This is a genomic window from Microbacterium halimionae, assembly GCF_011761265.1.
GTDB lineage: Bacteria > Actinomycetota > Actinomycetes > Actinomycetales > Microbacteriaceae > Microbacterium > Microbacterium halimionae.
This window is the reverse complement of record NZ_JAAOZB010000002.1, coordinates 918,510-941,928: the sequence shown is the minus strand read 5'-3', so window position 1 is coordinate 941,928 and position 23,419 is coordinate 918,510. Positions and strand designations below refer to the sequence as shown.

Sequence of the window (23,419 nt, the reverse complement as noted above, 5' to 3'; positions counted from 1 at the left end):
GAGAAAGAAGGGTGGAAGCCCGACTCAGACCTCGGGGTTATCTTTCTTCTCTGCGCTGGCACGCTTCTGGTCGTCGCTGATCGAGGTGATCTCGCCGTCAGCAACGCCTTCGATGTATCCCTCTTCGGATGCCTCTGCATCGATGAACTCGTCTTCGGTGACGATGCCGGTTACAGGGTTCACTACGCGAAGAATTGCCTGGCTGTGCACGCGAATGATCGTGCCGGGAGCAATCTCGACGTGAGCCGGCTCATCAAGGTTCTCTGCGTCGTACTCCACGATCGTGCCGTAAACGCCGCCCTGCAAAAGCACCTCAGAGCCGGGAACGGTCTCACGTGCCTTCGCTTCTTGCTCGAGCTTCTGCTTCTGCATGCGACGGCGCGAACTCCAAAACATGAAGACGAGGAGAACGACCAGCAGAATGATCAGACCGTAGTTGGCAAAGAATGACGCGAAATCCATGGAGGAAATGGGCCTTTCGGATCAGGCGCATCGCGGGGCGATGACAAGTGAGGGGATTCGGGCGAAAGCCTTCAGTGATTATAGGTCATCGATTGTCACTGCCCCATCCGGATGGCTTACGCCCAGGTGGGCGTAAGCCTCCGGCATAGCTATTCGACCGCGCGGTGATCGTCCGAGGAACCCAATTCGAACGAGATATGGCTCAACGACAGATTCAATCGTGTCGGATTCTTCTCCAACAGCGACCGCAAGCGTATTGAGTCCTACTGGCCCCCCACGAAAGCGTCGTACGACCATGTCGAGCACGGCGCGGTCGAGGCGATCGAGCCCGATGGAGTCGACATCGTAGAGATCGAGCGCGGCATCCACGAGAGCAACATCGACCGTGCCATCGCGGCCGCCGTCATGGCCGTGTACAACCAGATAGTCGCGCACCCGGCGCAGCAAGCGGTTGGCAATGCGGGGCGTGCCGCGCGATCGGCGCGCGATCTCAGCACGCGCACTCGTGGGGAGATCTATTTCCAGCATGGTGGCTGACCGTGCAACAACTTCTTCGAGTTCCGAAGCTTCGTAGAACTCGAGATGGCCGGTGAAACCGAAACGATCCCGAAGCGGGTTGGGCAACATTCCCGAACGTGTGGTTGCGCCCACGAGGGTGAAAGGCGCGAGGTCGAGAGGGATGCTGGTGGCACCGGCGCCCTTACCCACCATGATGTCGATCCGAAAGTCTTCCATCGCGAGGTACAGCATTTCTTCTGCGGCGCGGGCCATGCGGTGGATTTCATCGATAAAGAGCACCTCACCCGGTGTGAGGCTTGAAAGTAACGCGGCGAGGTCACCAGCGTGCTGAATGGCTGGCCCGCTCGACATCCGGAGAGGTCGCTGACTTTCGTGAGCCACGATCATGGCGAGCGTGGTCTTACCGAGGCCCGGCGGGCCCGCCAAGAGGATGTGGTCTGCCGGGCGCTGCTGAATCCGTGCCGCCTCGAGGAGCAGTTGAAGCTGCCCTCGAACTTTTTGCTGACCGATGAACTCCGCGAGAGCTGCCGGGCGCAAAGCGCCCTCGATGGCAAGTTCGTTGTCGTCTGCGGGCTCAGCGGCGTCAGTCAGATCACCCATCGGCCATCTCCTTACGTGCCGGGCCCAGCTGCGCGAGAGTTGTACGCAAGAGCGAAGAGACAGTACTGGATGTCGCTGCGGCGTCGAAGTTCACGACGCGGGAGACAGCTTCGTCAGCAACTCTCTCCGACCAACCCAAGCCCACGAGAGCGGCGATGACTTGCGCTGACACATCAGTCTTCGCTGTCACAGACTGCCCTGTGACCGTTGTCGGGGCCACAAGCTTGCCCGCGAGCTGAACCACAATCAGCTTGGCCGTCTTCGGGCCGATACCCGACACGCGGCGGAACGCTGCGTCGTCGTCGGCCTCGATCGCCTGAGCAATCTGCGGCACTGTGAGATGCGAGAGCACACCAAGAGCTGACTTGGGCCCAACCCCTGACACTCCGAGAAGCAGTGAAAATGCTTTCAGCTCGTCGCGATCGTCGAATGCGAAAAGAGACAACGAGTCTTCGCGAACAATCATCATCGTGTGGACGAAAATGTCCGTGCCGACAACGGCAGCGCGAGTCAGTCCCGGGCTCGCGGCAACTGCGTAACCGACACCACCTACGTCGATGACGAGAGCGTCATCTTCAACATGCACGACAGTGCCGTGGAGGGAAGCGATCATGTGGTCACTCTATGGATGTTTAGCGAACATTTGTTCGAGCGACACGCGTTAGCGTCGGGTCAGCCGCTCAGCATCCGCCCACGCTTTTTGCGCGGGAGTGAGGCTGCCGCCTGTTGACGTTGCGCGCGGCCCCGACCGCCATGCATGGCAGAGCGCGAGTGCGAGGGCATCTGCCGCATCCGCGGGCTGCGGGAGCGCATCAAGACGCAGAATGCGGGCGACCATCGTTTGCACCTGAAGCTTGTCTGCGGCGCCGTAGCCGGTCACCGCTGCCTTGACCTCGGTCGGCGTGTGTGTCGCAGCAGGCAAATCATTCTCAGCCGCGACCAACAGTGCGATTCCCGATGCTTGCGCCGTGCCCATTACGGTGCTGCGGTTCTGTTGCGAAAAAACCCGTTCCACCGCAACCACATGCGGATGGTGCTCAGCGATTGCTGCTCGAATTCCCGCCGCTATCGTCGCGAGACGCTTTTCAATTGGCGCATTCGCCGCCGAACGAATCACGCCGACATGCACAAGAGTGGCGGACCTATTGCTCGCGACATCCACGATCCCGACCCCGCAGCGGGTGAGTCCGGGGTCGATACCGAGCACGCGCAAAGGGCCAACCATTTCTCTAAGCTACGTCGACTTCGAACGACAGACTTCCAGGCGCGCCCTACTCTTCGTCGTTCTCGAGCTCTGCCTGAACTTCGGGAGTGAGGTCGAAATTGCTGAAGATATTCTGCACGTCGTCGCTGTCTTCGAGCGCATCGATCAGGCGGAAAACCTTGCGCGCGGTGTCAGCATCAACCTCGACCTTGAGGCTCGGCACAAACTCCACGTCAGCCGATTCGTAATCAAGTCCAGCTGCCTGCAGCGCAGCTCTTACGCTCACCAGATCAGATGCATCGGTAATCACTTCGAAGCCCTGGGCGTGCGGCTCGACTTCCTCAGCGCCAGCTTCGAGGGCGGCGAGCATGACGTCATCCTCGGTCGTACCTTCGCCTGAGACGACGATGACACCCTTGCGCGCAAAGTTGTACGCGACGGAGCCTGGATCAGCGAGCGTGCCGCCGTTTCGAGACAGCGTTGTGCGCACCTCGGCCGCAGCACGATTCTTATTGTCGGTGAGGCACTCGATCATCAGGGCGACGCCGTTGGGCCCGTAGCCCTCGTAAATGATGGTGAGGTACTCGATCGATTCGCCAGAAATTCCGGCTCCGCGCTTGACAGCACGGTCGATGTTGTCATTGGGAACCGAGGTCTTCTTCGCTTTTTGAATAGCGTCGTAGAGTGTGGGGTTACCCGTGAGGTCTGCTCCACCAAGTTTGGCGGCGACTTCGATGTTCTTGATGAGCTTCGCAAACGACTTCGCGCGGCGTCCGTCAATGACCGCCTTCTTGTGTTTGGTTGTTGCCCACTTGGAATGCCCGGACATAAGACCCCCGCTCGTGTTCTTTGGCCGGAAAGGCCACAGACAATTCTAGTTCAGGTAGTGGGCCCGCTCTGATGCATCGCTGCGAGGATGCGCTCAACAGTTCTCACGTTTCTGGTTGTCGTGCGCGCCTTGTATACCGCTCTCGTAAGTGTCTTGGCGAATGGCGTATCGGTTGATCGCCCTTTGACAGGCCACCAGTAGATCGCGTTTCGGCCCGCGGTCACGCTCTCAGCTGGATCTTCGGGTGGCGTGACGGAGGTCGTGAGCTCTTCGACTGTCGAACCGTCCAAGCAAAAAACTATGTACGGCTGGCGAGAAGTGTCGCTCGCATCGAAAGGGAAGGAAGTCAGCGCTTCACCCAGTTCATGGGCGTTTCGCAGATGAACTCGGGCGTCGTAAGAGAAACGGGCGCGTAGAGCGCCTTCGATCTTTTGCGCGAGAGTCTCGCGATCAGCCGTGGCATCCATAGTCTCGAACACCACGTTCCCGCTCGCGAGAATAGCTCGAACGGGCGAGAAACCCAACGCGCCGAAAACGTCGACCAGATCGTTGTTTTTGACCGTCACTCCGCCGACGTTTACGCCGCGTAGCAACGCAACCCATAAAGTCATGGGTCGAGGTTAGGCCGAGCGCACGACATCGAGAAAGCGCTCATGAAAGCGGTACTCCCCCGTGACCTCGGGGTGAAACGATGTTCCCATCAGAGGTCCTTGACTCACAGCGACAATTCGTCCGTCGTCAAGTGACGCTAGTGACTCCGCAAGGGCCCCTACTTCATCGACGATCGGCGCACGAATGAAAACCGCGTGCACCGGTGTCTCGCCAAGAGCGGGCACGGCGACGTCGGTTTCGAAGGAATCAGCTTGAGTGCCGAATGCATTTCGTCGCACTGTCACATCGAGTCCACCGAAGGTCTGCTGTCCAGAAATTCCATCGACGATTCGATCGGCAAGAAGGATGAGACCGGCGCACGTCCCGTACATTGGCATGCCCGCTGCAATCGCGGTCTTGATCGGATCTTGCATACCGAATGACCGCGAAAGCTTGTCAATCACGCTCGATTCCCCACCGGGCAGCACAAGCCCTGAGACGAGAGCCAGCTCTGCTGGACGCCGCACAAGTGTGACGTCGGCGCCGAGACGCGTCAGGACGTGCGCGTGTTCACGAACATCGCCTTGCAGCGCGAGAACGCCGACGTGGGGCTTACCAGCCACGCTCAGCGAGGCGGTGAGGCGCCGCTAGATCAGTGACGTTGATGCCGACCATCGCCTCGCCGAGACCACGCGAGGCTTCGGTAACCACGGCAGCATCGTCAAAGAAGGTCGTTGCCTTCACGATGGACGCAGCGCGCTCGGCTGGATTTCCGGATTTGAAGATGCCTGAGCCAACGAAGACACCATCGGCGCCGAGCTGCATCATCATCGCAGCGTCAGCTGGTGTCGCGACCCCACCGGCGGTGAAGAGCACAACGGGAAGCTTTCCGGTTTCAGCGATCTCCGCGACCAGCTCATAGGGCGCCTGGAGATCCTTGGCCGCGACGTAAAGCTCGTTCTTCGTCATCGACCGCAGTGTGTTGATTTCGCTTGTGATCTTGCGGATGTGTTTGGTGGCCTCAGAAACATCACCGGTGCCTGCTTCACCCTTGGATCGGATCATTGCCGCGCCCTCGTTGATGCGACGAAGGGCCTCACCGAGGTTGGTCGCACCGCACACGAACGGCACCGTGTAGCCCCACTTGTCGATGTGGTTCACATAGTCAGCTGGTGAGAGCACTTCGGATTCGTCGATGTAGTCGACACCGAGCTGCTGCAAAATCTGAGCTTCGACGAAGTGGCCAATACGTGCTTTGGCCATCACCGGGATCGATACCGTCGCGATGATCTCGTCGATCAGGTCTGGGTCGCTCATGCGGGCGACGCCACCCTGTGCCCGAATATCGGCGGGTACGCGCTCCAGCGCCATCACTGCAACCGCACCGGCATCCTCTGCGATCTTTGCCTGCTCTGCTGTGACGACGTCCATGATGACGCCGCCCTTGAGCATCTCTGCGAGGCCGCGCTTCACGCGTCGTGATCCGTGCTGTGCTTCACCCTGGGGCGTGCTGTCCGTCATAGTCAGATTCTATTCCGATGCAAGGGCACGGGGCGACCGCGCACGACGCGGAGAGAAATGCGAAGATCGAGCGATGAAGATCCTCTCGATTCAGTCCGCAGTCGCATACGGTCACGTGGGAAATTCTGCCGCGGTCTTCCCGCTGCAGCGAATCGGCGTCGAGGTGTTGCCGGTCTACACCGTTAACTTCTCGAACCACACCGGCTACGGTTCCTGGCGGGGGCCGTTGATCTCCCCCGACGATGTGCGCGATGTCATCACCGGCATCGAAGAGCGCGGCGTGCTCTCACAGATCGACGTTGTCCTGTCGGGTTATCAGGGCGGAGAGGGCATCGGCGATGTCATCGTCGATGCGGTCGCCCGGGTGAAGGCCGCAAACCCGAACGCGATCTATGCGTGCGACCCCGTCATGGGAAACGCAAAATCAGGATGCTTCGTGGCCCCGTCCATTCCGCAGTTGCTGCGAGAGCGTGTTGTTCCGGTTGCCGACATCATCACTCCAAACCAGTTCGAGCTCGGATACCTCACCGGCACGGAACCCAAGACACTGGAAGAAACGCTCGCTTCGGTCGATGCGGCGCGTGCGATCGGACCCAAAACGGTGTTGGTCACGAGCGTCGAGCGTCCCGATCGTGATCCGGCGTCGATCGAAATGCTCGCTGTCGATGATCGTGGCGCATGGATCGTTGAGACCCCGCTGCTTCCGATAAAAGCAAACGGTTCCGGCGACGTAACGGCGGCGCTCTTCACTGCCCGCTACCGGGCGTCAGGTGACGCCGCGGATGCGCTCGCTCGTACGACGTCAAGCGTCTACGACCTGCTCGAACGCACGCACCTATCGGGTGAGCGCGAGTTGCAACTTATCGAATCGCAAGAGGTATATGCTCATCCGCGCATGCAGTTCTCAGTACGCCAGGTGCGGTGACGATTTAGCTTTCCCATGCAGTTGCAACGGCGTTTCTTACGTCGCCGAGAAGCTGCGGGAGGGCCTTGGTCTTCGCGATAATCGGGAAGAAGTTTGCGTCTGAGGCCCATCGGGGCACGATGTGCTGGTGCAGATGCTCGTCTACGCCAGCACCTGCGATCTGCCCCTGATTCATTCCGATGTTGAAGCCGTCAGACCGCGACACTTGCCGCAGCGCGCGCATTCCCTGCTGAGTGAGCAAGGCAATCTCAGCGGTCTCCTCCGGCGTTGCCTGGTCGTACGTGGCTACGTGACGATAGGGACAAACCAAAAGGTGGCCGGAGTTGTAGGGGAAAAGATTCAAAAGCACATATGCGGTGCGACCGCGACGAACAATGAGTCCCTCTTCGTCGGTCTTCCCCGGCGCCGCACAGAACGGACACTCGTCGCGCATTGCTTGGGCACCGGCTTGAATGTAGACCATCCGGTGGGGCGTCCACAGCCGTTGAAATTCGTCGGGAACGCCTGCCATGTCGGCAGACGACACGACTGGCACGTCGTGTGAAGATTCCGTCGTCACGCAAAATCCTCAGCAGTATTGACGAGGATCTTTTCGTCGATTGCCGCACGGATTCGCGAAATCGCTTCGTCGACCGGCACCCCATTCGTCTGGGTGCCATCGCGGAAACGGAACGAGACAGTGCCCGCAGCGCGATCCTGCTCCCCCGCGATCAACTGCAGCGGTACTTTCTGCGTCGTATGGGTGCGAATCTTCTTCTGCATCCGGTCGTCGCTGTGGTCGACCTCAGCGCGGACGCCTTCGATCTGCAAGCGACCGACGATGTCGCTCAGGTAGTCGCCGAATTCGTCGGCAACGGGAATTCCCATTACCTGCACCGGGCTCAGCCACACCGGGAACGCCCCGGCATAGTGCTCGAGCAAAATCGCGAAGAAGCGCTCAATCGATCCGAACAGTGCGCGGTGGATCATGATGGGGCGTTTCTTCTGGCCGTCACGATCGGTGTACTCGAGTTCGAAGCGTTCCGGCAGGTTGGGGTCAACCTGCACTGTGGAAAGCTGCCAGGTGCGGCCGATGGCGTCCTTCGTCTTCAGATCAATCTTGGGCCCGTAGAACGCAGCTTCACCCGGAACTTCAGTGAGTTTCAGACCGCTGGCCTTTGCTACCTTGCGGAGCGCGTTTGTGGAGTCTTCCCAGAACTCGTCAGTTCCGATCCACTTCGACTTCTCGTCGTCGCGCATCGACAACTCGAGCTCGAAATCGCTCAGACCGAAGTCGCGCAGCATCGAAATCACGAAGTCGAGAACCCGCGCGGTCTCCTCTTCGAGCTGGTCAGGCCGCACGAACAGGTGTGAGTCGTCTTGAGTGAACCCGCGCACGCGTGTGAGGCCGTGGAGGGCTCCTGAGAGCTCGTTGCGATAGACCGTGCCGTTCTCGGCGAGTCGCATCGGAAGGTCGCGATAACTGCGAGCACGTTCTTTGAAGATCAGAATGTGCATGGGGCAGTTCATCGGCTTCAGATAGTAATCGTGGCCAGCCTTGGTGATTTCGCCGGCTTCGTCCCGCTCCTCGTCCATGCGGATCGGAGGGAACATCCCTTCGCGGTATGTCACGAGGTGATTCGACTGCAAGAAGAGATCCTCTTTTGCGATGTGGGGGGTGTACACGTAGGTGTACCCAGCAGCGCGATGACGGTGGAGCGCGTGCTGCTCCATCTCTTGGCGAACTATGCCGCCTTTCGGGTGCCAGACGGAAAGACCGGATCCGATCTCATCGGGAAACGAGAACAGATCGAGCTCTTTGCCGAGCTTCCGGTGGTCGCGCTTGGCGGCTTCCGCGAGGCGCTCCTGGTAGGCCCGCAGCTCGTCTTTCGAGGGCCACGCGGTGCCGTAGATGCGCTGGAGCTGTGGGTTCTTTTCGCTACCCCGCCAGTACGCGCCGGCGATACGTGTGAGTGCCCAACCGTTGCCAAGCATCCGCGTGCTCGGAACGTGCGGTCCGCGGCAGAGGTCTTTCCAGATTGTTTCCCGTGTCTTCGGGTTGACGTTGTCGTAAATCGTGAGCTCACCGGCGCCGACTTCAACAGATGCGCCTTCGGCGGCTTCTTTCTTGCCGCCCTTCAGTCCGATTAGCTCTAGCTTGAAAGGCTCTGCCCCGAGTTCTGCGCGGGCCTCGTCATCAGTGACGACCCGGCGAACGAAGTGCTGGCCTTCGCGCACGATTCGCTGCATCTCTTTGTCGATGGCCTTGATGTCTTCGGGGGTGAAGGCGTTGTCGACGCCGAAGTCGTAGTAAAAACCGTCGGTGACGGGCGGGCCAATTCCAAGATTTGCTTGGGGATTGATCCGCTGTACCGCCTGCGCGAGCACGTGGGCTGCGGAATGGCGCAGGATGCTGAGACCTTCTGGACTGTCGATCGTGACTGCCTCGGCGTTGTCTTGCGCGTCAATCGTCGTCGCGAGGTCTTTCAGTTCCCCATCGATGCGAATGGCAACAACGTTGCGATCAGGGAAGAGGGTGAAACCGTCGGTGGGATAAACGATATCTGCGGGCACAGCGGGGTCGGTCAAGGAAATCTCCTGTAAGTCGCTCGATGGGAAATCCTATCGCGCGCCAAGGGCACATGATGGATGCCGTGAAACTCACCGCTGTTGGAGTGCTCCTGCTCGCTGCCGGATTTGCGGCCATGCTGAGCGGCTTGCTCCTGCCCGCAGACGTTGCGGTGGTGGCGGACCGCGTGCTGCCGATTCTTGGTTTCGTCGCCGCAATTACGATCGTGGCCGAACTCAGCGCTTGCGCGGGCATCTTTGATGCGGTCGCAGCGGTCCTTGCCCGCGTCTCCCGTGGTCGTATCTGGGTGTTGTGGGTTCTCGTCGTGGTGTTTGGCGTCGTAGCAACGGCATTCTTGTCACTCGACACAACGGCGGTCTTGTTGACACCGATTGTGGTCGTGCTCGCCCGATCGAACGGGCTGCCGGTGCTGCCGTTCGCGATGGCGACCGTTGTCATTGCCAACACAGCGTCGTTGACGCTGCCGGTGTCAAACCTGACGAACCTTCTCGCAGCGGACCTCTTGGACCGGCTGGATGATGTGCCGTTCCTCACGCTGATGGGAGCGGCATCCCTTGCTGCGATCGTGGTGAGTGCCTCGGTACTTGGAGTGAAATACCGGCGATCGCTTGCTGGGGATTTCGCGCCGATGCACGCAACTCAGCCGGCCGACATCTTGCTCTTCCGACTGACAGCAGTTGTGGTCGTGGCGCTGCTGCCGTTTCTCGTTGTGGCGAGCAGCCCGTGGGTCCCCGCAGCCATAGCTGCGGTGGTTTTGACGCTGTTGTTTCTGTGGCGTCGTCCACGTGATGTCCGCTTAAGGCTGGTGCCCTGGTCGCTTCTGATCTTTGCATCTGGACTCTTTCTCGTCACAGCTGCGGTAGAAGCTGTGGGTTCCTCGCAGATCGTCGCGGCGATCGCAGGCGAAGGTGAGAGTCTTCTTGATCTTCTGCGGTTGTCGTTCGTGTCAGCAGCCACTGCAAATCTGATCGACAACCTGCCCGCTTACCTCGCGATCGAGCCTGTCGCCACCAGTGCACCGCGGGTCGGTGCGCTTCTCATTGGCGTCAACGCGGGGCCGCTCATCACGCCCTGGGCGTCTCTTGCCACCCTGCTTTGGTACCAACGGCTTACCGCGATGGACGTGAAGATCACGTGGCGTTCATTCGTACTGACTGGCCTGGTGGTGGTGCCGCTGACAGTGGCAGCGTCTACCCTGGTGCTCTTCGCCACAACGTAAGAAACCCCCGATTTCTCGGGGGTTTCTGTTTGTGCGCGATACTGGGATCGAACCAGTGACCTCTTCCGTGTCAGGGAAGCGCGCTACCGCTGCGCCAATCGCGCCTAAAAGGCTATTAAGTTGTGTACGAGGTGGCGACGGGATTCGAACCCGTGTAAACGGCTTTGCAGGCCGGTGCCTAGCCGCTCGGCCACGCCACCATATGTGGTTCGACCCACGTGTAGTGATCGTCTTTCGAATTTCTCCGTGTGGCGATCCCCAGCACTCGAGCGGATGACGAGATTCGAACTCGCGACCCTAACCTTGGCAAGGTTATGCGCTACCACTGCGCTACATCCGCATGCTCCGGAATCTCTCCCGGCGCTTGAACGACTTTAGCCGACGTTTCCGCCAACGCAAAACCCGCGCCGTCCGCGCGTGTCACACCCGTGTAATTCGATGCCAGCTACCGGTATCCGCTAAGATAATTAACTGGTCCTCAGGGCCTAAAGGGCGATTGGCGCAGTTGGTAGCGCGCTTCCTTCACACGGAAGAGGTCATCGGTTCGAGTCCGGTATCGCCCACAGTTCGCTCTTGAAATTCCGGCAGCATTTGCATCGTTCAGCGAGGCTATGGAATTGACACGTCGTGGTTAGGCAGCTCAGCGGAAGAAGCCTGATCTCAGCCTCCTCTTGTCGCTGTGCGCTGGATACGTAGACGGCTTCGCGTTTGTCTACCTCGGCGGCTATTTTGTGTCGTTCATGAGCGGTAACACCACCCGAGCGAGCGTCGATCTCGCCGGCAGCTCGTGGTGAGCCGCTGGAGTCGCATTCGCGCTGATTGGTGCGTGCGTCGCTGGCGCAATGGCGGGAACGCTCATTCTCCGTGGCCACGTCCGTGACCAAAAACGAATTCTCGGCTTCGTCGTCCTGATAGTCGCCTTTGCGGCGACCTCCGCCACGTTCGATTCCCGTTGGCTTTCGGGCATCCTGCTGGCTCTTGCGATGGGCGCGCTCAACACCGTGTTTACTCGAGACGGCGAGATTTCTTTTGGCGTCACCTATATGACGGGCGCTCTCGTCAAGCTTGGTCAAGGTCTCGTCGCGGCAGCCAGGGGCGGCAGCCGCACCGTGTGGGTGCGTCATTTCGTCATGTGGGCATCGATCGCGGTGGGAGCAGCACTAGGCGCGCTGAGTTATGCGGCTATCCAAAAGGGCGCGCTCTGGGCGATAGTGCTCGTGCTGGCCACCATCTACGCTGTCCCATCCAAACGCGCGGCCTGATAGCGCTTCTAGCGCCTCAAGCGTCGATCGCCCAGCCATACCGACGCCGCAGCGTTTCTGCGACGGCAGCGAAGCGCTGAGTGTCCAGAGCGGATGCCTCCCGCCTCAGGCCGTCGTTGTGCACGCTGTAGAGCTGATCGAGGTCCACCCACGAGGGCCTGCGTTGGCTGTCCCACGAGCCGGAACCGATCGGTTGGTAGTCGCGATCACCGATATGGGAACGGCTTGTGAGTTTCACCGCGTAGACGCGGTCTGCACTCTCTCGAGCGATAACAAGCACGGGTCGATCTTTACCGCGCCCATCGTTTTCGGCGTAGGGAACCCACGTCCACACAATTTCTCCGGCATCCGCTCGCCCATTGGCATCGGGCGAATATGCGACGCGTATCCCCCGAATTGTCTTCGGGTCTACCTCGCGCGTGAGCGTATGCGTGCCACCATCGGTAGCTTTCGTTCGGCGCGGCGCCAGGAGACTGCGCAGAGCAATCGTGATCTTTGCAAAGACAGCCATGGCGAAATGTTACCGGCGCAAGGAAAAGGGGCGCCGCGGATAACCGCGACGCCCCTTCGTTCTGACTTTTTGTCAGACGCGAGAATTACTCTGCGAGGGCGTAACCCTCTTCGCCGTGCACAGAAGTGTCGACGCCAGCAAGCTCGTCTTCGTTCTTGATGCGGAAACCGATCGTCTTGTCGATCGCGAAGCCAATGATGAAGGCAACAACGAACGAGTAGATCAGCACGCCGAGAGCGGCGATGACCTGGAGGATCAACTGCTCTGCACCGCCACCGAGGAACAGGCCGGTCTCGGTCGCGAAGAATCCGAGGTAGACGGTTCCGATGATTCCACCGACGAGGTGGATACCCACAACGTCGAGCGAGTCGTCGTAGCCAAGCTTCCACTTGAGTTCAACAGCGAGAGCACAGACGGCACCGGTGAGAACACCGAGCAGCAGTGCCCAACCGGGCGCAAGGTTTGCACACGCGGGCGTGATGGCAACCAGACCGGCAACAGCACCGGACGCAGCGCCAACCGACGTCGCTTTGCCGTCTTTCAGCTTCTCAACGATCAACCAACCGATGATGGCTGCAGCAGTTGCACCCAGCGTGTTGACGATGATGAGACCAACCGAGGAGTCTTCCGTGCCGAGAAGGCCGAAGGTACCCTCGGCGCCGGCGTTGAAGCCGAACCAACCGAACCACAGGATTGCTGCACCGAGCATGACGAGCGGCACGTTGTGAGGCTTCTGGATGCCCTTTTGGAAGCCAATGCGCTTTCCGAGGACCAGAGCAAGCGCGAGTGCCGCAGCACCAGCGTTGATGTGAACCGCCGTACCACCGGCGTAGTCAATAACGCTGGTTGAGAAGCCGAAGGTCTCTCCGAGACCCATAATCCAGCCACCGCCCCAGACCCAAGCGGCTACCGGGAAGTAGACGACCGTCGACCAGATGCCGGCGAAGATCATCCACGCACCGAACTTTGCGCGGTCAGCGATTGCGCCAGAAATCAGCGCGACGGTGATGATGGCGAAGGTCGCGCCGAACGTGGCACCGACCAAGCCGTTGTCGTCGAGGTTAGTCAGACCGAAGTCTGAGAAGGGGTTGCCTGCAAACGCCCAAGTGCTCTCGACAGCGCTCATGTTGAATCCGTAAAGGATCCACAAAACGCTGACGAGCCCCAAAGCTCCGAAGCTCATCATCATCATGCTGATGACGCTCTTTGCTTTGACCAGACCTCCGTAGAAGAAGGCCACACCGGGCGTCATGAAGAGCACCAGCGCCGTCGCAGCGACGGACCAGGCGAGATTTCCGCTATCCATGAGATTCCTCATCCATGTGTGTTTTGTAACTTTGGCCCATAGCGGCCGCACGTCGGGTCGCGGTGCGTCGGGCGAGCCCTAGTTTCGCGAAAGCGAATTCCGGTCGGATGCGAGAAGTGTTTCCAGGAGGTAACGCGGTGGCGTCCTGTGTAAACATCGTGTTTCAGAGCGCCTCGAACTCGCTCTTTAGTTGCTCTCAGCTATGCGTGAGCGCGATCAGTCGTGAGATTGCACGCAGGTACTTCTTCCGATATCCACCGGCGCGCATCTCTTCGCTAAATACGTGATCCAAGCTGAGCCCTGTGGCACGAAGCGGAATCTGCGCGTCGTAGGCGCGGTCGATGAACGCGACGAATCTGAGGGCGGCGGACTGATCAGTGAGCTCAGTGACGTCTCGAAGTCCGATCACATTGATTTCGTCTATCAAACGGATGTAGCGCGACGGGTGCACGCGAGCGAGGTGCGCGATGAGATCGGCGAAAACGTCGTCAGAGACGACCCCGTTGCCGGCGGCATCCGAAAGCGCTGAATCGTACTCATCAGCGGTCAGCGCGAGCGCGTGTCCGTCGAGCGTTCGCTGACGAAAGTCGACACCGTCGATCCGAATGGTGTCGAAGTTTTCGGCCATTGCGTGAATCTCGCGCAAGAAGTCCTGAGCCGCAAAGCGTCCCTCGCCCAAAGCGTTGGGTGGAGTGTTCGATGTTGCTGCAAGTTTTGTCCCGGATGCCACAAGCTCGCCCAGAAGCCGGGTCATCACCATCGTGTCGCCTGGATCATCAAGCTCGAACTCGTCAATACACAGAAGGTCAGCGCCGCGGAAGAGTTCGACAGTGTTCTTATAGCCCGTCGCGCCCACGAGCGCTGTGTACTCGATGAAGGATCCGAGATATTTTCGACGCGCAGGCATTGCGTGGTAGATCGCTGCAAGAAGGTGAGTCTTTCCGACGCCGAATCCGCCATCAAGGTACACACCGGGTTTAACGTCCGGCCGCTTGGGCGCGCGTCGAAAAAGGCCGCCGCGCGCTTTCGTCGGGGCACCGCCGCCGCTGAAAGCAATCAGCAAATCCTTCGCGTCTTGTTGCGAAGGGAAGTCAGCATCGACTCGGTAGGTATCGAATGTCGCACCATCAAACTGCGGAGGCGGAACAAGTGTCGCCAACATCTCAGCGCCCGAAAGCTCCGGAAGTCGGTCGGTGAGACGCATGCGGCCGACTGTGGGTGTGGGCGAACTCATACAGGCATCCTGTGTCGCTGGGAGGGAAACGAGGTGCACTCCGCGCCAGTGGTACATAGAGTCGAGGAGGCGGTACAAGCCTAGGCCGTCGTACGACTACAAACTTTTGCCACCCACCCGATGATTCAAGGAGTACCTGTGACCGTTGAGTTCGACAACTCCCCCGCATTTTCCGGTTTTGCCCACGGCGAGCGACTCGTGTCCACCGAGTGGCTCGAAGAACGACTTCAGACACCGGGTCTTGTCGTGGTCGAGTCAGACGAAGATGTTCTGCTTTATGAGACCGGTCATATCCCCGGTGCCGTAAAGGTCGATTGGCACACCGAGCTGAACGATCCTGTCGTGCGGGACTATCTCGACGGTGACGGCTTCGCTGACTTGCTCTCGCGCAAGGGAATTAAGCGCGACGACACGATCGTGATCTACGGGGATAAGAACAACTGGTGGGCTGCGTACGCACTGTGGGTTTTCTCTCTCTTTGGACACGAAGACGTGCGCTTGCTCGATGGCGGACGCGATGCTTGGGTTCGAGAGAAGCGCCCCTTCACAACCGAACGCAGCGTGCGCGAAACTACCGACTACCCCGTCGTGGTCCGCGACGACAGCGTGCTGCGTGCGTACAAAGACGACGTGCTCGCTCACCTCGGTTCGCCCCTGATCGACGTTCGCTCGCCAGAGGAATACAGCGGAGAGCGGACTTCTGCGCCCGCGTACCCCGAAGAAGGGGCACTGCGCGCTGGGCACATTCCGACAGCACGGAGCGTTCCCTGGGCTCGCGCGGTCGCCGAGGACGGCCGCTTCAAAGATCGAGCCACGCTCGAAGAGATCTACCTCAGCGAGACCGGCATCGCGTCCGACGATGCCGTAGTCGCCTACTGCCGTATCGGTGAGCGGTCGAGCCACACGTGGTTTGTTCTCGCCCATCTGCTTGGCCTGGCGAACGTTCGTAACTACGACGGCTCATGGACTGAATGGGGTAGCGCCGTGCGCGTGCCCATTGCGGTCGGTACTGAGCCCGGTGAAATTCCCAACGCTCTGTGACGCAATGGAAGGATGTCAGGATGACTGAAGACGAGCTTCCAGAGTCGCTCGCTGAGATTCGCGATGACTTTCTCGACCTGCCTGAACCCGAGCGATTGCAACTCCTGCTCGAATTCTCACAGGAACTTCCGGAAGCGCCGCCCGAGTACGCGGATCACCCCGAGCTTTACGAGCGTGTCGCTGAATGCCAATCGCCCGTCTTCATCGCGATCGAGCTAGAGGGCGACGTCGTAACTATGCATGCCACCGCCCCTGAGGAAGCTCCGACAACACGGGGCTTCGCGAGCATCCTGGCTCAGGGCCTCTCCGGTCTCACCGCAGCCGAAGTTCTCGCCGTGCCCGATGACTTTCCCCAGTCGATCGGGCTGACGCGTGTGGTGTCGCCGCTCCGGATATCGGGAATGACAGGCATGCTGCTTCGGGCAAAGCGCCAGGTGCGCGCTAAAGCGATGATGTGAAGTAGCCGTGCGTCTCACTCAAATAGCGACTGAACACAGCGCAGCCGTAGATGTGGACCTTGATGCATCCGAGTGTCGAGAACTCGTCACACGCCAGTACGCCCGATCAGAAACCTCGTACGTCCGCCTCAACATGATCACGAGCCTGACGGGATCCGCCGCAGGCGCAGATGGCACGAGCGACACACTCACGAATGCCGTGGACCGAATGATCCTGGGCGTCGTGAGAGGTGAGGCCGATGTGGTGGTGGTTGGTGCACAGAGCGTGCGGGCAGAGGGGTACATCGTCCCCCGAACCGCCCAGCTTGCCGTGGTGACCTCATCCGGTGACCTGAGCGGACATCAGCTGAGCCTGGATGACGACACCTTGCTCGGGCAGGTATTGATCGTGTGTCCAACCGAGCGAGCCGAAGCGATACGTCACCAGTTCGGAACGCATCCCGTCGAGATTGCCGCGGTGGAAAGCGATGCACATGGCAGGCTCGCCCCGAAAGACATCATCCAAGCGCTCGCGGATCGTGCGCTTCACCGCGTTGTCTGTGAAGGCGGCCCGTCGTTGGCTTCTCAGTTTGTGCAAGCTGGAGTGATCGACGAATACTGCATCACAGTCGCTCCGGTAGTCGAACCAGTCGTCGCGCCGTTCTTGGCCATCGACGCGACAACTCGTCTTCGCACTGAGATCGCTGGCCATCTGGCCGACAGTGCGGGTTTTAGCTACCTTCGCCTTCGTGTGGTGTCGTAACAGCGTGAGTCTGCACCCACGAGCGAATTGTCTTTTCCCAACGTTCAGGATCGTAGTTCCACAGCTTGGTATGGCGCGCAGTGTCGAACACATTCATCTCGACCAGATCGGGCCGCGCTGACGCAAGGTCGTGTGAAGCATCCGAGGGAACAAATCCGTCATCATCGCTGTGAAGAATCAACACAGGATGCTGCAGCTGATCTGCACGTGAAACCACATCGAGCCGATCAAACGGAATCGGAGCACCGGTGCGAGTGATGACGGTTCCCCACTCGGAGCTGAGAGTTTCGATCGCGAGGTCACGTACAACCCGCGGCAGACCCAGTTGCGCCGCCTGGTAGTTCAAAACCACACGCCAGTCGATAACCGGCGAATCGAGAATGATTCCGGAAATACGGTCACGATGGGCTGAGGTGAGAGCAAGCTGGAGCGCAATGGCGCCTCCCATGGACCACCCCATCAGAATGATTCGCTGCGCACCACGACGCCGCGCGAAGCCGACTGCCGCATCGACGTCTCGCCACTCGGTGGCACCAAGCGCGTATGTACCAGTGCGGCTTCTCGGTGCCTCACCGTCGTTTCGGTACGACACGACGAGGGTGTTAATCCCCTGGGCGTGAAAGAGCGGAACAGCCCGCAGACACTCCGCGCGAGTCGTGCCGCGGCCGTGTACCTGAATGCACCAGGTGTCAGACGGTTCGGGGGATGGAAACAGCCACGCTGGGCACGGCCCGACGGCCGAGCCGATGAGTTCAGAGACGTAGGGCAAGTGAAGTTGCTCAGGACGATCGAAATACCAACCGCTGAAGGCCGCATCCGGAGCAAGTCGGGCGTGCGCGCCAATATGGGTCAGCAGCTTTCTGGTGACAGTCTTCTCGTCCTCGGCAAGCACTGTGCCGATTTTCACGTATTGCTCGGTACCGACGGTGAACAGCCCGTACCGACCAGGGAGTGCAGTGTCCGGCGTTCGCGAGACAGTAATCGTTTGAGCGCTCGTGTCGAGAGCGAGGATCTTAAGATCAGCTCGTCGCGCCGCAGGTGTCACCACAAGCCGAGCGACGCGCGCAGACACGAGCCCGAGTGCACTCAACACGAGGGTGAAAGATGCGCTCAGAACAACAAGAGCGGTCTTAAGACTGGTTTTAAGGGCGGGAGAGGCGGTGCGCGACCCGGCGCGCCTGGAAGGCATCATCGTCGGTTCATCCTAGTCTGTCGCCGTGGCCGACCCCCGTCTTCTCTCTGCGACATTCGAGCGCGCCGAAGCTGAAATCCGAGAAATTAGCTTTCGCGACGACTTCGTCGTGCGAGAAATCCCGGCGCCAGCCGGTCTCGCACCATTCGCACTGGCTCTTGCCGGGGATGTGCGGCCCGAAGAACACGCCGAAGATTCTCCGTACGGAACTGGGCGCTTCATCTTGCTCCACGATCCAGACTCTCCAGAAGCGTGGGAGGGTTCTTGGCGAGTGGTGTGTTTTGCCCAGGCTCCGCTCGAAGCTGATATCGGGATCGATCCGCTCGTCACAGATGTGGCATGGTCGTGGCTGGTCGATGCTCTCAATTCTCGCGGAGCTGAGTATCGATCGGCATCAGGCACAGCAACAAAAACTCTGTCTAAGGGTTTTGGGCACCTTGCCGATGCGGGTGACGGAGCGCAAATAGAACTGCGCGCGTCCTGGACGCCGGCTGGTTCACTTGCCGTGCATGTAGAGGCATGGGCAGAACTTGTTTGTATGCTTGCTGGGCTTCCGCCCGGCTCGGAAGGAATCCAGGTGATTAGTGCAGGAGCGCGACAGGATGACTGAATATCAGGTCATTGATCGCCAAGAGGATTTTGCAACGGCAGCGGAGTCATTGGCCAGGGGGCATGGGCCTGTCGCGGTTGACGTCGAACGGGCGTCTGGTTTTCGGTACTCCCAGCGCGCCTACCTCGTTCAGGTTTTCCGGCGAGGGGCCGGACTCTTCCTTTTTGACCCGCCGCCGATCGGAGACTTTTCTGCGCTCCAAGCGGCAATCGGAGAAGTCGAGTGGGTCTTGCATGCAGCGAGCCAGGACCTACCCTCGCTGAGGGAGCTCGATCTATCCCCTGTCACGATTTTTGACACCGAGCTGGCCGCTCGTCTTCTCGGACATGAACGCGTTGGTCTTGGAGCGGTCGTCGAATCCACCCTCGGAATTTCGCTGGCGAAAGCGCACTCAGCTGCGGACTGGTCTACGCGACCACTCCCTCAAAGCTGGTTGGAATACGCCGCCCTGGATGTCGCGCATCTGATCGATGTGCGCGACGCGCTGGTGGAGGAACTGCAAGAACAACACAAGACAGAAATCGCCGCAGAAGAGTTTGCAGCTGTTCTCGAGCGTCTGCCAAAACCGCCGCGAGAAGATCCATGGCGTCGCCTGAGCGGCCTCCACACCGTGCGTGGGCGCCAGTCGCTCGCTGTGGCGAAGGAGCTTTGGTCCGCCCGAGAAGACTTCGCACGTGCGGAAGATGTCTCACCGGGCCGCTTGGTTCCAGACCGTTCGCTCGTTGCGGCAATCCGGGCAAATCCAAAAACCAAGCGGGAGCTCGGTGCATTGAAGGATTTCACGGGCCGCGCGAGTCGTACTCAACTTGACCGCTGGTGGGAGGCGATCGAGCGGGGACGGGCCACCGAGGTGCTTCCTCCAGAACGCATTCAGAGTGACACGCTGCCGCCTCCTCGGGCATGGATCGACCGAAACCCCGCTGCGGATGCCCGGTTGAAGACCGCTCGACCTCGTGTGGAAGAAATCGCTGAGGCGCTCGGAATGCCTACGGAGAACCTGCTTACTCCTGACACGCTCCGCCGTCTCGCATGGTCGCCACCCGAGCCGATAGACGAGGGGTCCATTGCGGAGGCCCTCCTTGCGGCTCACGCACGTCGGTGGCAGATTGCGCACACTGCACAGGTGATCGCCTCAGCCTTTGTGGATTCCGTGCAAACGGTTGAGACGACTGCGGAGAACTCTTCGTAGGTTCAACCCAAGCGATTCTTTGGGGTCACGCCCGCTCTTTAGGCTGAGGTAATTCCCGAAAGTTGGAGGCAGAGTGGCCCACATTGCAGACGTCTTTTTCGTCGATGGTATGAGAACCCCGTTCGGACGCGCCGGCGAGAAGGGCATGTACTGGAACACCCGGGCAGATGACCTTGTTGTCAAGACGATCATCGGGGTGATGGAGAGAAATCCAGGCGTTCCATCGGAGCGGGTGGATGACGTAGCGATCGCTGCGACGAGTCAGACTGGCGACCAGGGGCTGACTCTCGGACGATCAGCCGCGATTCTCGCGGGACTTCCGATGACGGTTCCGGGGTTTGCGATCGACCGTATGTGCGCAGGCGCCATGACGAGCGTGACGACAATGGCGGGATCCATCGGAATCGGCATGTATGACATAGCGCTGGCCGGTGGCGTCGAGCACATGGGTCGCCATCCAATCGGAGCGAACGCCGACCCGAATCCTCGCTTTGTCTCAGAGCGCATGGTCGACCCTGGAGCGCTCAACATGGGCGTCACTGCGGAGCGCATTCACGACCGCTTTCCCCACCTGACGAAAGAGCGCACCGATACTTTCGGAATGCTGAGTCAACAGAAGGCACAAGCCGCGTACGACGCTGGAAAGATCCAGCCCGATCTCGTTTCTGTCGCCACGAAAGACGTGAATGGTGCTTGGGGCCTTGCCGCCGAGGATGAGGGGCGACGGCCGGAGACGACAATGGCCGGACTCGCAACCTTGAAGACTCCGTTTCGTCCGCATGGTCGTGTGACCGCGGGCACCGCGTCTCCACTCACTGACGGTGCCACAATGGGTCTCCTCGCTGGCGGCCAGGCGGTGAAAGAGCTGTCGCTCACGCCCAAGATGAAGCTTGTCTCATTCGCTTTCGCGGGAGTGCAACCAGAGATCATGGGCATCGGCCCGATTCCTTCGACCGAGAAGGCCCTCAAGAAGGCAGGGCTCGCAATTTCCGACATTGGGTTGTTCGAACTCAATGAAGCATTCGCCGTGCAGGTCATCTCCTTCCTCGACCACTTCGGCGTCGCCGATGACGACCCGCGCGTCAACCAGTGGGGCGGCGCGATTGCGGTGGGGCATCCGCTCGCGGCATCTGGTGTGCGACTCATGATTCAGCTTGCTGCCCAGTTTGCCGAACGACCTGATGTTCGGTACGGCCTCACTGCAATGTGCGTGGGTCTTGGCCAGGGTGGCTCAGTTATCTGGGAAAACCCGTTCTTTGACGGCAAAAAGAAGAAGTGAGTAGCGACGCCATGACGACCTATGAAGATATTGACTTCACGCCGCTCGACGCACTCACTGAGGGCGAAGTCGTAACCCATTCTGTGAGCCGCGACATAACGCTCGCATCTGGCCGGAAGCTTGCGCTCATCACTCTCGACAACGGTCGCGATCACACGCGTCCCAACACTCTCGGTCCCGCAACTCTGGCTGAACTCAAAGCAACTCTCGAGACGCTCGAGACAAGGGCTGCCGCTGGTGAAATCGACGCCGTTGCAATCACCGGCAAACAGTACATACTTGCCGCTGGTGCCGACCTGAGCGACATTTCACGCGTCGGATCGAAAGAGAACGCACGCCTGGTTGCCCAGCGTGGGCATCAGGTGCTCTCGAAACTTAGCTCCCTTGACGTGCCCTCGTTCGTCTTTGTGAATGGACTCGCGCTCGGTGGTGGTCTTGAAATCGCACTGCACGCGACGTACCGCACTGTCGACGCGTCGGCTGCCGCAATCGCACTACCGGAAGTTTTTCTTGGAATCATCCCCGGCTGGGGCGGGGCCTACTTGCTTCCGAACCTGATCGGAATCGAGAAAGCCCTCGACGTCGTGATCTCTAATCCGCTAAAGCAAAATAGGACTCTGAAACCTGCTGCGGCGTACGAACTAGGAATCATGGACGCGATTTTTCCGGCCGCGAATTATCTCGAAGATTCGCTGAGGTGGGCAGATCAAGTCTTGACAGGTGCCACCAAAGTCGAGCGCAAGAGCGTACCCGGAAAGCTCGAACGCCTCACAAAGTGGCCAATTGCTATCAAGATGGCAAGGACGATGCTCGAAAACCGCATCGGAACTGTGCCTCGCTCACCGTACGTCGCGCTTGACCTGCTTGATCGTGCGAAGAGCGGCACCGCTCTGGACGGATTCTCACGCGAAGATGAAGCGCTCGCGGACCTGATCTCGGGAGATCAATTCGCGGCATCCATGTACGCGTTCGATCTCGTGCAGAAGCGAGCGAAGCGTCCGGTCGGTGCACCTGATAAGTCTTTGGCGAAGAAGGTCACGAAGGTCGGAATCATCGGTGCTGGACTCATGGCAAGTCAGTTCGCGCTCCTGTTCGTGCGCAAACTTCAGGTGCCGGTGCTCATCACCGACCTCGACCAGTCGCGCGTCGACAAAGGGGTCGAGTCGATACACGGCGAGATTTCCAAGCTTGAAGCGAAAGGCCGTCTCGACAGCGACTCGGCCAATCGACTTCGTGCGCTTGTTCGCGGCACCACAGACAAGAGCGAGTACGCCGATTGCGATTTCGTTATTGAGGCGGTGTTCGAAGAGGTGGGGGTCAAACAGGCAGTCTTCGGCGAGATCGAAAAGATCATCGCTCCCGACGCAATTTTGGCAACCAACACATCGTCACTCTCGGTCGAAGAGATCGGTGCGCATCTTGAACACCCCGAACGCCTCGTCGGCTTTCACTTTTTCAACCCAGTCGCCGTGATGCCCCTGATCGAGATCGTCAACACCCCACAAGCGAATGACGCCGCACTCTCAACAGCATTCGTGGTGGCGAGGGGGCTGGGAAAGAACGCTGTGTTAACCGCAGACGCTCCCGGATTCGTCGTCAACAGGTTGCTGGCAAAGGTTATGGGCGAGGCCGCGCGAGCGGTGTACGAAGGCACGCCCTTGTTGACTGTGGAGAAGGCTTTTGGCCCGTTGGGGCTTCCAATGACACCGTTTCAGCTCATCGACCTTGTCGGCTGGAAAGTTGCGGCCCACGTCCAAGACACGATGGCTAATGCGTTTCCGGAGCGATTCTTCTCATCTGAAAACCTGCATGAGCTGGCGGCGCTCGAGAGCGTCGTTGAGAAGGACAAGAACGGCAAGGTCACAGGCTGGACCAAAGCTGCTGACAAGGTGTTGAAGGGTAACGTCGGAACAGCGCCTGCGACAGAAGAGGAAATCCTCGCGCGAGTCCAAGATGGACTTGCGCGAGAGATCAAAATGATGCTCGATGACAGCGTGGTGCCCGAGGTCGAAGATATCGACCTGTGCCTCATTCTCGGCGCTGGTTGGCCTTTCATCGATGGTGGCGCGTCGCCATATCTTGACCGAGAGGGAGCATCTGAGCGGGTCTTCGCCGGCACTTTCCACAATCCGCCGATAGTAGGACTCAGCTCCTAA

The 23,419-nt window shown here is 59.7% G+C and carries 23 protein-coding genes, 4 tRNA genes and 1 pseudogene; 11 read left to right on the top strand and 17 right to left on the bottom strand.

Going from position 1 to position 23,419, the window contains the following annotated elements; all coding sequences use genetic code 11:
- Positions 1 to 24: 24 nt before the first annotated feature.
- From FHS06_RS12295 to pdxS, 8 genes are all read right to left on the bottom strand, one after another.
- Positions 25 to 462: a preprotein translocase subunit YajC gene (locus FHS06_RS12295; protein ID WP_167049674.1), complete on the bottom strand. Its 438-nt coding sequence runs from the start codon at positions 460 to 462 to the stop codon at positions 25 to 27.
- 78 nt (positions 463 to 540) lie between these two features.
- The gene (gene ruvB / locus FHS06_RS12290; RefSeq protein WP_167049672.1) at positions 541 to 1,581 is read right to left on the bottom strand and encodes a Holliday junction branch migration DNA helicase RuvB; all 1,041 of its coding nucleotides are present in this window, start codon (positions 1,579 to 1,581) and stop codon (positions 541 to 543) included.
- Positions 1,574 to 2,194, bottom strand: a complete 621-nt coding sequence (gene ruvA / locus FHS06_RS12285) for a Holliday junction branch migration protein RuvA (protein ID WP_167049670.1) — start codon at positions 2,192 to 2,194, stop codon at positions 1,574 to 1,576. Before ruvA ends, ruvB begins: the two co-directional genes overlap by 8 nt.
- A 48-nt stretch (positions 2,195 to 2,242) precedes the next feature.
- Positions 2,243 to 2,806 (bottom strand): crossover junction endodeoxyribonuclease RuvC, encoded by a 564-nt coding sequence (ruvC, locus tag FHS06_RS12280; protein WP_167049668.1) that lies wholly within the window; start codon positions 2,804 to 2,806, stop codon positions 2,243 to 2,245.
- Positions 2,807 to 2,852: 46 nt separating this feature from the next.
- Positions 2,853 to 3,614 (bottom strand): YebC/PmpR family DNA-binding transcriptional regulator, encoded by a 762-nt coding sequence (locus tag FHS06_RS12275; protein ID WP_167049666.1) that lies wholly within the window; start codon positions 3,612 to 3,614, stop codon positions 2,853 to 2,855.
- Positions 3,615 to 3,664: 50 nt separating this feature from the next.
- The gene (locus FHS06_RS12270) at positions 3,665 to 4,225 is read right to left on the bottom strand and encodes a DUF1697 domain-containing protein (RefSeq protein ID WP_167049664.1); all 561 of its coding nucleotides are present in this window, start codon (positions 4,223 to 4,225) and stop codon (positions 3,665 to 3,667) included.
- 9 nt (positions 4,226 to 4,234) lie between these two features.
- Entirely contained in the window at positions 4,235 to 4,828 is a 594-nt protein-coding gene (gene pdxT / locus FHS06_RS12265) for a pyridoxal 5'-phosphate synthase glutaminase subunit PdxT (protein WP_375138702.1), read from the bottom strand.
- Positions 4,818 to 5,726, bottom strand: a complete 909-nt coding sequence (gene pdxS / locus FHS06_RS12260; protein ID WP_167049662.1) for a pyridoxal 5'-phosphate synthase lyase subunit PdxS — start codon at positions 5,724 to 5,726, stop codon at positions 4,818 to 4,820. The genes pdxT and pdxS overlap by 11 nt, the downstream gene beginning before the upstream one ends.
- Positions 5,727 to 5,799: 73 nt before the next feature.
- On the opposite strand from pdxS, the gene pdxY reads away from it, so the two are divergent.
- Positions 5,800 to 6,651, top strand: a complete 852-nt coding sequence (gene pdxY, locus FHS06_RS12255; RefSeq protein ID WP_167049660.1) for a pyridoxal kinase PdxY — start codon at positions 5,800 to 5,802, stop codon at positions 6,649 to 6,651.
- 4 nt (positions 6,652 to 6,655) lie between these two features.
- Here pdxY and FHS06_RS12250 read toward each other — a convergent pair whose 3' ends face one another.
- Positions 6,656 to 7,162: an HIT family protein gene (locus FHS06_RS12250; RefSeq protein ID WP_167050340.1), complete on the bottom strand. Its 507-nt coding sequence runs from the start codon at positions 7,160 to 7,162 to the stop codon at positions 6,656 to 6,658.
- 44 nt (positions 7,163 to 7,206) lie between these two features.
- Positions 7,207 to 9,219, bottom strand: coding sequence for a threonine--tRNA ligase (gene thrS / locus FHS06_RS12245; RefSeq protein WP_167049658.1), 2,013 nt, complete (start codon positions 9,217 to 9,219; stop codon positions 7,207 to 7,209).
- A gap of 23 nt (positions 9,220 to 9,242) precedes the next feature.
- Here thrS and FHS06_RS12240 point away from each other — a divergent pair, with 23 nt between their 5' ends.
- The gene (locus FHS06_RS12240; protein ID WP_243845444.1) at positions 9,243 to 10,439 is read left to right on the top strand and encodes an SLC13 family permease; all 1,197 of its coding nucleotides are present in this window, start codon (positions 9,243 to 9,245) and stop codon (positions 10,437 to 10,439) included.
- A gap of 32 nt (positions 10,440 to 10,471) precedes the next feature.
- On the opposite strand, the gene FHS06_RS12235 is transcribed toward FHS06_RS12240, so the two are convergent.
- From FHS06_RS12235 to FHS06_RS12225, 3 genes are all read right to left on the bottom strand, one after another.
- Positions 10,472 to 10,543: transfer RNA gene (locus FHS06_RS12235), tRNA-Val, on the bottom strand.
- Positions 10,544 to 10,568: 25 nt separating this feature from the next.
- A tRNA-Cys gene (locus tag FHS06_RS12230) sits at positions 10,569 to 10,639 on the bottom strand.
- Between the two features lie 68 nt (positions 10,640 to 10,707).
- Positions 10,708 to 10,779, bottom strand: a tRNA-Gly gene (locus FHS06_RS12225).
- A gap of 150 nt (positions 10,780 to 10,929) precedes the next feature.
- On the opposite strand from FHS06_RS12225, the gene FHS06_RS12220 reads away from it, so the two are divergent.
- Together FHS06_RS12220 and FHS06_RS12210 are read left to right on the top strand one after the other, a co-directional pair.
- Positions 10,930 to 11,002: transfer RNA gene (locus tag FHS06_RS12220), tRNA-Val, on the top strand.
- 108 nt (positions 11,003 to 11,110) lie between these two features.
- Positions 11,111 to 11,701: pseudogene (locus FHS06_RS12210) on the top strand (YoaK family protein).
- A 16-nt stretch (positions 11,702 to 11,717) separates the two neighbouring features.
- Here the strand turns inward: FHS06_RS12210 and FHS06_RS12205 are convergent.
- The 3 genes from FHS06_RS12205 to zapE all read right to left on the bottom strand — a co-directional run bounded on the left by FHS06_RS12205 (position 11,718) and on the right by zapE (position 14,752).
- Positions 11,718 to 12,212: a type II toxin-antitoxin system PemK/MazF family toxin gene (locus FHS06_RS12205; protein ID WP_167049651.1), complete on the bottom strand. Its 495-nt coding sequence runs from the start codon at positions 12,210 to 12,212 to the stop codon at positions 11,718 to 11,720.
- 85 nt (positions 12,213 to 12,297) lie between these two features.
- The gene (locus tag FHS06_RS12200) at positions 12,298 to 13,518 is read right to left on the bottom strand and encodes an ammonium transporter (RefSeq protein WP_167049649.1); all 1,221 of its coding nucleotides are present in this window, start codon (positions 13,516 to 13,518) and stop codon (positions 12,298 to 12,300) included.
- Positions 13,519 to 13,714: 196 nt separating this feature from the next.
- Positions 13,715 to 14,752 (bottom strand): cell division protein ZapE, encoded by a 1,038-nt coding sequence (gene zapE, locus FHS06_RS12195; protein ID WP_167049646.1) that lies wholly within the window; start codon positions 14,750 to 14,752, stop codon positions 13,715 to 13,717.
- A 138-nt stretch (positions 14,753 to 14,890) separates the two neighbouring features.
- Here zapE and FHS06_RS12190 point away from each other — a divergent pair, with 138 nt between their 5' ends.
- From FHS06_RS12190 to FHS06_RS12180, 3 genes are read left to right on the top strand one after another with little or no spacing between them, the layout of a single operon-like run.
- Entirely contained in the window at positions 14,891 to 15,793 is a 903-nt protein-coding gene (locus tag FHS06_RS12190; RefSeq protein ID WP_167049644.1) for a sulfurtransferase, read from the top strand.
- 20 nt (positions 15,794 to 15,813) lie between these two features.
- A complete protein-coding gene (locus tag FHS06_RS12185) occupies positions 15,814 to 16,251 on the top strand; it encodes a SufE family protein (protein WP_167049642.1) in 438 nt (145 codons plus the stop codon).
- Positions 16,252 to 16,258: 7 nt separating this feature from the next.
- Positions 16,259 to 16,993, top strand: a complete 735-nt coding sequence (locus FHS06_RS12180) for a dihydrofolate reductase family protein (protein WP_310734817.1) — start codon at positions 16,259 to 16,261, stop codon at positions 16,991 to 16,993.
- Here the strand turns inward: FHS06_RS12180 and FHS06_RS12175 are convergent.
- Positions 16,962 to 18,185, bottom strand: a complete 1,224-nt coding sequence (locus FHS06_RS12175; RefSeq protein ID WP_167049640.1) for an alpha/beta hydrolase family protein — start codon at positions 18,183 to 18,185, stop codon at positions 16,962 to 16,964. The two genes, FHS06_RS12180 and FHS06_RS12175, sit on opposite strands and share 32 nt — an antisense overlap.
- A gap of 25 nt (positions 18,186 to 18,210) precedes the next feature.
- Between FHS06_RS12175 and FHS06_RS12170 the strand changes: the two genes are divergently transcribed.
- The 4 genes from FHS06_RS12170 to FHS06_RS12155 all read left to right on the top strand — a co-directional run bounded on the left by FHS06_RS12170 (position 18,211) and on the right by FHS06_RS12155 (position 23,419).
- Complete coding sequence (locus tag FHS06_RS12170) at positions 18,211 to 18,795, top strand: DUF3000 domain-containing protein (RefSeq protein WP_167049638.1); 585 nt, start codon at positions 18,211 to 18,213, stop codon at positions 18,793 to 18,795.
- Complete coding sequence (locus FHS06_RS12165) at positions 18,788 to 19,984, top strand: ribonuclease D (protein WP_167049636.1); 1,197 nt, start codon at positions 18,788 to 18,790, stop codon at positions 19,982 to 19,984. Before FHS06_RS12170 ends, FHS06_RS12165 begins: the two co-directional genes overlap by 8 nt.
- 73 nt (positions 19,985 to 20,057) lie before the next feature.
- Positions 20,058 to 21,263, top strand: coding sequence for a thiolase family protein (locus tag FHS06_RS12160; RefSeq protein WP_167049634.1), 1,206 nt, complete (start codon positions 20,058 to 20,060; stop codon positions 21,261 to 21,263).
- Positions 21,264 to 21,274: 11 nt separating this feature from the next.
- Positions 21,275 to 23,419: a 3-hydroxyacyl-CoA dehydrogenase NAD-binding domain-containing protein gene (locus FHS06_RS12155; protein ID WP_167049632.1), complete on the top strand. Its 2,145-nt coding sequence runs from the start codon at positions 21,275 to 21,277 to the stop codon at positions 23,417 to 23,419.